Raw genomic sequence first — 7,463 nt, forward strand, 5'->3', positions numbered from 1 at the left:
GAATGTCGACTATGTCACCAATCAGCTTTTGTCCTCGATATATCGGAACAACATGCGTTTCCAGCTCGATAGCCAAACAGGATTCCAGAAGGTGGCCGAAACCAAGCAGAACTTCGTATTCAAGACCTTGGACGTCTATTTTTATAACATCCGGTGACGGAACCGCGCTTGCGCGGAACAATTCGTCATATCGAACACATTCGACCTCTTGCATGCTGACAACGTTGAAGACACGGGCTACTGAGTAGTTCTGCAGGATCTCAAAGTTTGGCTCTCGCAAAGACGAGCAGTATGATCCGGCAGTAATATACAGCTTTTGGGGGCCAGAAGTGTTTGCCAGCGCCTTTTCCACCACTTGCGCGCCCGGAATTCGATCGAGGGTTTGTCGTATCACCGTCGCTTCCGACGACAAGGGTTCGAACACGACGGGCGTAATATGATCGGCTCGCAGCATCCACTTGAGCTGTAGCCCTCCTTGGCCGCCAACATCGACGAGGGTGATCCGCTCCTCTGCCGGCGTGCGAGACAACTCGGGGTATGCATCAAACGTTTCAACCAGAACGCTCAAGAGTGCAAACTGTTCGAGTCCAGTGCCGGCGTAGACGGGACGACCATTGTCGGAGCAGCCTATTGAGAGAGACCCGTGGCAACTCAAAAAGCTCACATCGATCTCGATCGTGTCATCTGGATGAGCGTTGATCGAAATGGTGTGACTGATACCCCTGTTTATTATGGTGCCGTCGAGTGCAATTTCGGCAACATCCAAAGAACCATAGTGATGGATATAGAAGTTTGTGGTGGTCGTGGGGAAGAATCTGAGGACGCACCTCATCCGAACCATTCGAAACAGAAAAGCTGAATCGTGAAGTCGTAGAAGATGCCAGTCACGGCGGTCACTGTCGCGAACGACCAAAGCTCCGCCAACGATATGAGTCGACATTTCGTGGACGACCTGCCAGCTTGATAAAGCATCGCCAACATACGTTTTGGTAAAGATCGCCTCGCCCACCCTCGAGTCCCCTAGCCGCTTCCGAGTAGTTCAACTCTCAAGGGGTCTACGCTTAGACCTCGGCCGATGGCAGAACAAGCTGGACTTCCTATTTTTCTCCTTGCAGGGCAACATGGTCGAGTTTCGAAGTTGCTGCGACGAGATCTCCTAAATTTGCTTGCAGGTTCAGTGGCCGGCAGCCTCACACCAGTGGCGTTGACACCCTCGGGCGGTTGGAGCACAGGCTACGGGGTCATGTCTTCCCCACCTTCCTCAGCTAGCTCGCAACCAAACCTCCTAACCGCCCCCATCGAGCTTGCCGGCGACTGGGGCCACATGCTTGAGGGAGCCGCTGATCAGGTCGTCGAACGCATGCGGCATGCATGCCTCGACGGCGTCCGCCTGCTGTCCGACCGCCAGCCGACGCGCCTGCGTGTCGACGAGCACACTTCCGGCACGCCGGCAATCTGGCTGCATCCGGACGGCAGCAGTATGGCCTGGATCATCGTCGATATCGGCGAGCGTGACTGGTCGAAGCTCGCCTACCAGTTCGGGCACGAACTCGGCCATGTGCTCTGCAACAGCTGGCAACCGGACGCCAGGCCGGCGCCGCCTTGCCAATGGATCGAGGAGACCATGGTGGAGGCCCACTCGCTGCGTGGGCTCGCACGTCTGGCGAAAAGCTGGAAGGAGGCGCCGCCCTTCGCCGGCGACAATGCCTTCGGCGATGCCATCGCCCGGTACCGCCAGGACATCATCGATCGTTATGCAGCGCTCGCTGAAAGCCAGGGGCTCACGCGCGACGCCGCTGCGTGGTTCGCCGACCACCGCGGCGAGATCGAAATGCCCGCTCTTAATCCGTTCGCCCAGGCAATGTCGCTGACCATCCTCGCCGAATACGGCCGCGCGCCGGACTGCGTAGAGGCTTTGGGGGCACTCAACCGCTGGCCTGGCCGCACCAGCATGCCGATCGCCGAGTACCTCGGACACTGGGAGGCGAGTTGTGTCGAATTGCGCGCTTCGCCCAGATTGCCGATCCGCCTGCGTGATCTGCTGCACGTTCAACAGCGGGCCAAGTGAAGAGCGCTTAGGCCGGTAGGCGACGGACCGGCTTAGCCTGCGCTCGATGACCGTGTCCGGTCAAAGACATGTCGGTCGTTTCCTTGCTCGCGGGCTCACACGCACATTGGCGTTATGATATGGCATCTCGGCTCGCGGCGCTTTTCGGCGCCGAGTCCGCCATCGTGAGCTCTGGCAGGACTGGTCAGGCCGCGCGACATGCAACATGGGCCGGAATCGCGACCTGAGCGCGATACCCATCAACTTGTCGAACTCGAATTCATGGCTCGATTCAATCGTGTGCGTGGAATTCGGTTCAAAGCGGTAGTCGACAGATTGAACCGGAAGAGTCTGGCGGCGTTATCGGGTCTGGAATGGCAATCCTTTGGAGGACGAAATGGCCAGTACTGGAACAACCCGTGGACGCAATGAGGACCGCGCGAAGGTTGCTGGCGGGCAGATAATGAAGTGAAATACGAGGCGGGCAAGACCGGCGCGAGGAAGGCTGACGTGAAATCGTGGGCAACAGCCACAAGTCGGTCATCCTCGCGCCCGCCTCGGACCAGGAATTCGCAGCCCAGCACATGCCGAAGGACGGCGTCTGGATTGTGGAAGTCGACGCCGACGCCGGTCTGGATAAGCCGTATCGCGACGGGCGGATATCGACGCGCACGCCAGTCCCGGCGTGCTTCCAACCCTGCCGGCCTTTTATACAGGGAAATACGAGCGCATGTTCGCCCTCCTCGTCGAAGACGGCGAGTTCGAGTTCGCGACCAAACGGAGCGCTCATGATCGGCTTCCACATCTCCCCATGATCTGGGGAAGCGGCAAGCAGCGCCTTGATTTAAATCATTTACGAAATTGCCGCCTATGCCGCTGCGGACGAGCGGCAAGCCTGCCTTGATTGCGATCAATGACAGCTCCGGCGGCTGGGCCAACAGTCTGTTGGACGACCAATAGACTCAGGAGATCTCACATGCTGATCCGCACATTATCCGCCTTGGAATGCACGAAATTGCTGACCGCCAACCGTGTCGGTCATCTGGCATGCGCGAAGGATGGGCAGCCCTACGTGGTGCCGGTGCACTATGCGCACGCCGACAATCATCTCTACGCGTTTTCCATGCCCGGCAAGAAGATCGACTGGATGCGTGCCAATCCCCTGGTGTCCGTCCAGGTGGGTGAACGCGGCCAGGGCCGAGGCTGGAGAAGCGTCGTCGTCGACGGCCGTTATGAGGAACTGCCGGACCGGATTGGCCACAAGCTCGAGCGTGACCATGCATGGTCGATATTGAGCAAGCATGCCGCTTGGTGGGAGCCCGGCGCCCTCAAGCCAGTCATGCCTCCGGTGTCGGACAGCGCACCCCACGTTTTCTTCCGTATCATGATCCAACAGGTGACGGGCCGTGAAGCAAGTGAATAGCTTTCTTCACTGTGGCGACCAGCGCTGGACCGATTCAGGAGGAGCGGCTCTAGGTAGTTTCCCGTAGGGACATAACCGAATTTCGCGACCCGCGGATTCGCGCGATTGCTGTGTCACGGATAAACCGGGAAAACAGCCATGCACGCGTACACCTCCTCCAGAATTTCGCTGCCGTCACGGTCTGCCCAGCCCAACCTGCCGGAGGCTTTTGAGCCCGCACTGCTGCAACCACTCAGCTTCTATCCCGCAGGCGCGGAAATCTACGCCCAGGGCGAGAAGGCCGGAGGCTTCTACCAGGTGGAGTTCGGCGCCGTCCGCGTCTACCGCCTGCTTGCTGACGGCCGCCGGCAGATCAGTGCCTTTCATCTCGCCGGAGAGACATTCGGCTTCGAAGCCGACACGACGCACCATTTCTTTGCTGAAGCGGTCAATTCCACCGGTGTCCGCGTCTTCCGCCCCACAGCTGGAGCGGATATGTCCCATCAGTTGCTGCCTCTGGCGCTGAAGGGGTTGACCAGAGCGCAGGAACACCTGCTGGTCCTCGGTCGCCAGAGCGCCATCGAACGCGTCGCCGCGTTCCTGGTCGACCTGTCGGAGCGCCAGGGCGGATTGCGGCAGGTCGAACTTCCGATGTCGCGCATGGATATCGGCGATTATCTTGGCCTCACCATCGAGACGGTATCGCGGATCTTCACCCGGCTGAAGGACAAGGGCGTCATCCGCCTGCTCAGCCTGCGCAGCATCGAAATCGTCAGGCATGATGCGCTTCATGCGATGAGCGAATGAGCTGCGCTCCGACTCCTGGATGGTACAAGCACTTCAGACCATTTGACAGCGGGGCAACAAGAGCAAGATAGCAGCGCGGAGGACATCTGTTATGCCGCTGGAAGATTGAGGAAACAGCGGCAAGTCTATCGGCGTTCAGGCTTCGGGAGGAAGGCATGGACCGGCACATGGCCACATTGCGTGCAGACCGTGTTCAAGCATCGATCACGTCGGATGCCGCTGAAAAATCGGCGCTGGTCGATTCGTGGCGGCGCTCGGCCTCGTTGCACAGGCTGGTTCCTGCAGGCCAGAAATCACCCCGGCGGCTAACCGACATCGAATTGAGCGTCGCCGGGCAGAAGGTCGAGCCGCTGCTCGCTGCCGCCCAGTCCAGTCTTGACAGGCTCTATCTGCCGTCGGCGGTGTCGGCTGCTGCGTGTTGCTGGCTAATCGCGATTGTGTCGGGGTCGATCGCCGTACTTTCCAGATCAACGGGGAAGACGCGGTTTTCCGGATTAGCCCTGATGTGAGATGTCAGCCTGCCAACTGGCGGCAGATCGAGCGCCGGAGGCGCACCGATCCGTCCTGACTCCTTGCCAAAACTCGCTCCATAATTTATATGACCACTTTAGTCACGGGAGCAATCATGATGAAAGAGATTCAGCTCAAAGACGTCAAGGCTACGTTCTCACATGTGGTCGACGAAGCGGTTGCGGGCACACCGACGGTCGTCACCCGTCACGGCAAAAGAGAGGCTGTCGTAATCAGCTATTCGGAATACGAACGCCTTTCCCGTGTGCCGTCGCTGGGTTGGCTGCTCACAAACTCGCCCCTGGAGGAAGCTGACCTGCCAGCGCGAAGCCGAAAGCCCGCACGGGCTCTGCGCGATCCGGCGTTCTGACATTGTACCTTTTGGACACGAATGTCGTCAGCTTGCTTGCCCCTTCAAAACGCAGGACGCCCTCCGATGAGAAACTAGCGGCCTGGATAGTCGAGCGATCGTCCGACCTTTGGCTCTCCGTAATCACCTTGGCCGAGATCGAGGACGGCATCGCGAACGCCAAGCGAACCGGTGCCACCAAGAAGGCGGGCGCGCTCGCTGAATGGTGGGGAGAAATCCGTCACTACTACAGTAGCCGCATCCTCCCTCTTGACCTCGAAACGGCAACAATAACTGGGCAACTCATGACAGTCGCTCGGGCCGCTGGCATCTCACCTGGTTTCGAGGACATCGCTATTGCTGCAACAGGCATGCAACACGATCTGATCGTGCTCACGGACAACGAGAAGGATTTCAGGCCGCTCGGCATTCGGCATCAGAATCCGTTCATCGGGCTTCCAGAATAGGCGGACGGCGACCGATGGGCGCCTCCAGCATGACCATGCGATGACGTAGGCGGGGTTATGCGACGCTGGGCGAGTCTGATGGCGGTGCACCGGACTTCCTGGATCGACCAGCGGCCAGCGTATTTGTGCCCCTTCAAGGTTCATAGGCCTTGTTGCCTATGGGCTGTCCAGGTTGTTTGCTTCAAAGGCCCAACGCTGACAGGGCCTTGGACGTGAGGTGAGAGCTTCATCGTCATTGAATACCTTTCTCATCGACGTCCAACGAGACGGTAACAATCAGTCATCCACCCACCTTGACGCGGGCGTGCCGCCCAGCGGATGTCGGGCTGATGTGCGCCGACGGAAGACGTGTCCTCGACCGTCACTTCTGGCGAGCGGCATCGCCATCATTAGTGATGGAACGGAAAAGAAACCATTCAGCGTCAGACTACCGCTTTTCGACGCACCTTTTTCGAACACGTCGGAACGAGCGCTTGTCGCGCAGCCCACGATGCCCCCATTGGTGAATCGGATCCATGAAGAGTCTGACAATACGCCACCGCATCCTCGTCAGTTTCGCTGCCGTTCTGGTGGTCATGTCCGTGATCGCCGTCATCGCGTACGCCTGGTTTCTTCAGGCGGGGCAGGAGGCGACTGAGGTCGAGAAGGGCATCCTTCCAGACCTCTATCACAGCACCGCGATCATGATGGGCCAGATGACGGCCCATAGTCTGCTTCAGGAATATGCCCTTCAGGACAACCCATCGGATAGAAGCACGCTTGAAAGCGCGATCACGACCAATCGCGACCAAGTGCAGCGGTCGATGGGCGACTATGAAGCAACAATCGTCTCCGACATCGACAAGCAGAATTATGCAGTCGTCAAAGAACTCGCCAACCAATTTCGTCTGGCTGAAACTGCTGTGCTGGACACAAGCCGGGCTGCCTTGTCGAAAGGTGAAACTCCCAATGAAAGCCTGGCCATCAAGAACACCGTAGAGCCGATCTTTGTAAAGTTGCAGTCCGCTCTGCAGGCCATGGTTGAGGATCACAGAGGCGAGGCAAACAGCGCGACGCAGCGGATCAGCTCGATCGTTAGAACGGCCGAAGTCGGTTTGAGCGTTGGCTTGTTGATAGCCCTCGGACTAGCCCTTCTTTTGGGTTACCAGCTGTTTCGCGCCATTACAGGTCCGCTCACTCGTTTGGTCAACGCGGTTCAATTGATGCGGCAAGGCGACTTCAGCGAACGCCTCGATCTGAGGCGCCGAGACGAATTCAGCGTGCTTGCCGACGGCTTCAACGCAATGGCGGACGATCTCACAACCCTCATTGGTCAGGTTCAAAGGTCCAGCATACAGGTCGGCACATCGATAACTGAGATCGCCGCCACCTCCAAGCAACAGCAGGCAACTGCGACTGAAATCGCAGCGACCACAACAGAAATCCGCGCGACAGCCAAGGAGATCTCCGCCACGTCAAACGAGCTCGTCCGCACGATGAACGAGGTCTCGACAGTTGCCGAGCAAACTGCTGCCGTCGCCGGCGGAGGGCAAGCGGGGCTAACCCGTATGGAAGAAACCATGCAGCAGGTCATGGAAGCGGCCGGCGCGATCAATTCCAAACTCGCGATCCTGAGCGAGAAAGCCGGCAGCATCAATCAGGTGGTGACGACCATCACCAAAGTGGCCGATCAGACGAACCTTTTGTCGCTCAACGCTTCCATAGAGGCTGAGAAGGCCGGCCAATATGGCCGGGGCTTTGCAGTGGTGGCGACGGAAATCCGAAGGCTCGCGGACCAGACAGCTGTCTCCACATACGATATCGAGCAGATGGTCAAGGACATCCAGTCGGCAGTCGCGGCCGGGGTGATGGGCATGGACAAGTTTTCCGAGCAGGTCCGCC

At 58.6% G+C, this 7,463-nt stretch carries 8 protein-coding genes and 1 pseudogene; 8 read left to right on the forward strand and 1 reads right to left on the reverse strand.

What is annotated here, in order from left to right:
• On the reverse strand, positions 1–1,009 hold a 1,009-nt coding region (locus EN932_RS24210; protein ID WP_128369118.1), incomplete at its 3' end, for an FkbM family methyltransferase.
• A 168-nt stretch (positions 1,010–1,177) separates the two neighbouring features.
• On the opposite strand from EN932_RS24210, the gene EN932_RS24215 reads away from it, so the two are divergent.
• From EN932_RS24215 to EN932_RS24265, 8 genes and pseudogenes are all read left to right on the forward strand, one after another.
• Entirely contained in the window at positions 1,178–2,068 is an 891-nt protein-coding gene (locus EN932_RS24215) for a hypothetical protein (RefSeq protein WP_245483317.1), read from the forward strand.
• Positions 2,069–2,580: 512 nt separating this feature from the next.
• A pseudogene (locus tag EN932_RS39035) lies at positions 2,581–2,700 on the forward strand (cytochrome oxidase); the annotation flags it as partial.
• A gap of 323 nt (positions 2,701–3,023) precedes the next feature.
• Positions 3,024–3,470, forward strand: a complete 447-nt coding sequence (locus EN932_RS24235; RefSeq protein ID WP_127368294.1) for a pyridoxamine 5'-phosphate oxidase family protein — start codon at positions 3,024–3,026, stop codon at positions 3,468–3,470.
• Between the two features lie 138 nt (positions 3,471–3,608).
• On the forward strand, positions 3,609–4,256 hold the full coding sequence (locus EN932_RS24240) for a helix-turn-helix domain-containing protein (RefSeq protein WP_127368293.1): 648 nt from the start codon (positions 3,609–3,611) through the stop codon (positions 4,254–4,256).
• A 155-nt stretch (positions 4,257–4,411) separates the two neighbouring features.
• Positions 4,412–4,765 carry a hypothetical protein gene (locus EN932_RS24245; RefSeq protein WP_127367419.1) on the forward strand — a complete coding sequence of 118 codons (354 nt, stop codon included), beginning with the start codon at positions 4,412–4,414 and terminating at the stop codon, positions 4,763–4,765.
• A 119-nt stretch (positions 4,766–4,884) separates the two neighbouring features.
• Positions 4,885–5,136: a type II toxin-antitoxin system prevent-host-death family antitoxin gene (locus EN932_RS24250; protein ID WP_024505312.1), complete on the forward strand. Its 252-nt coding sequence runs from the start codon at positions 4,885–4,887 to the stop codon at positions 5,134–5,136.
• An 11-nt stretch (positions 5,137–5,147) separates the two neighbouring features.
• Positions 5,148–5,582, forward strand: coding sequence for a type II toxin-antitoxin system VapC family toxin (locus EN932_RS24255; RefSeq protein WP_338101684.1), 435 nt, complete (start codon positions 5,148–5,150; stop codon positions 5,580–5,582).
• Between the two features lie 515 nt (positions 5,583–6,097).
• The coding region (locus EN932_RS24265) for a methyl-accepting chemotaxis protein (protein WP_164890597.1) at positions 6,098–7,463 on the forward strand (1,366 nt) is incomplete at its 3' end.

Source organism: Mesorhizobium sp. M7A.F.Ca.US.002.01.1.1 (genome assembly GCF_004022955.1).
Classification (GTDB): domain Bacteria; phylum Pseudomonadota; class Alphaproteobacteria; order Rhizobiales; family Rhizobiaceae; genus Mesorhizobium; species Mesorhizobium ciceri.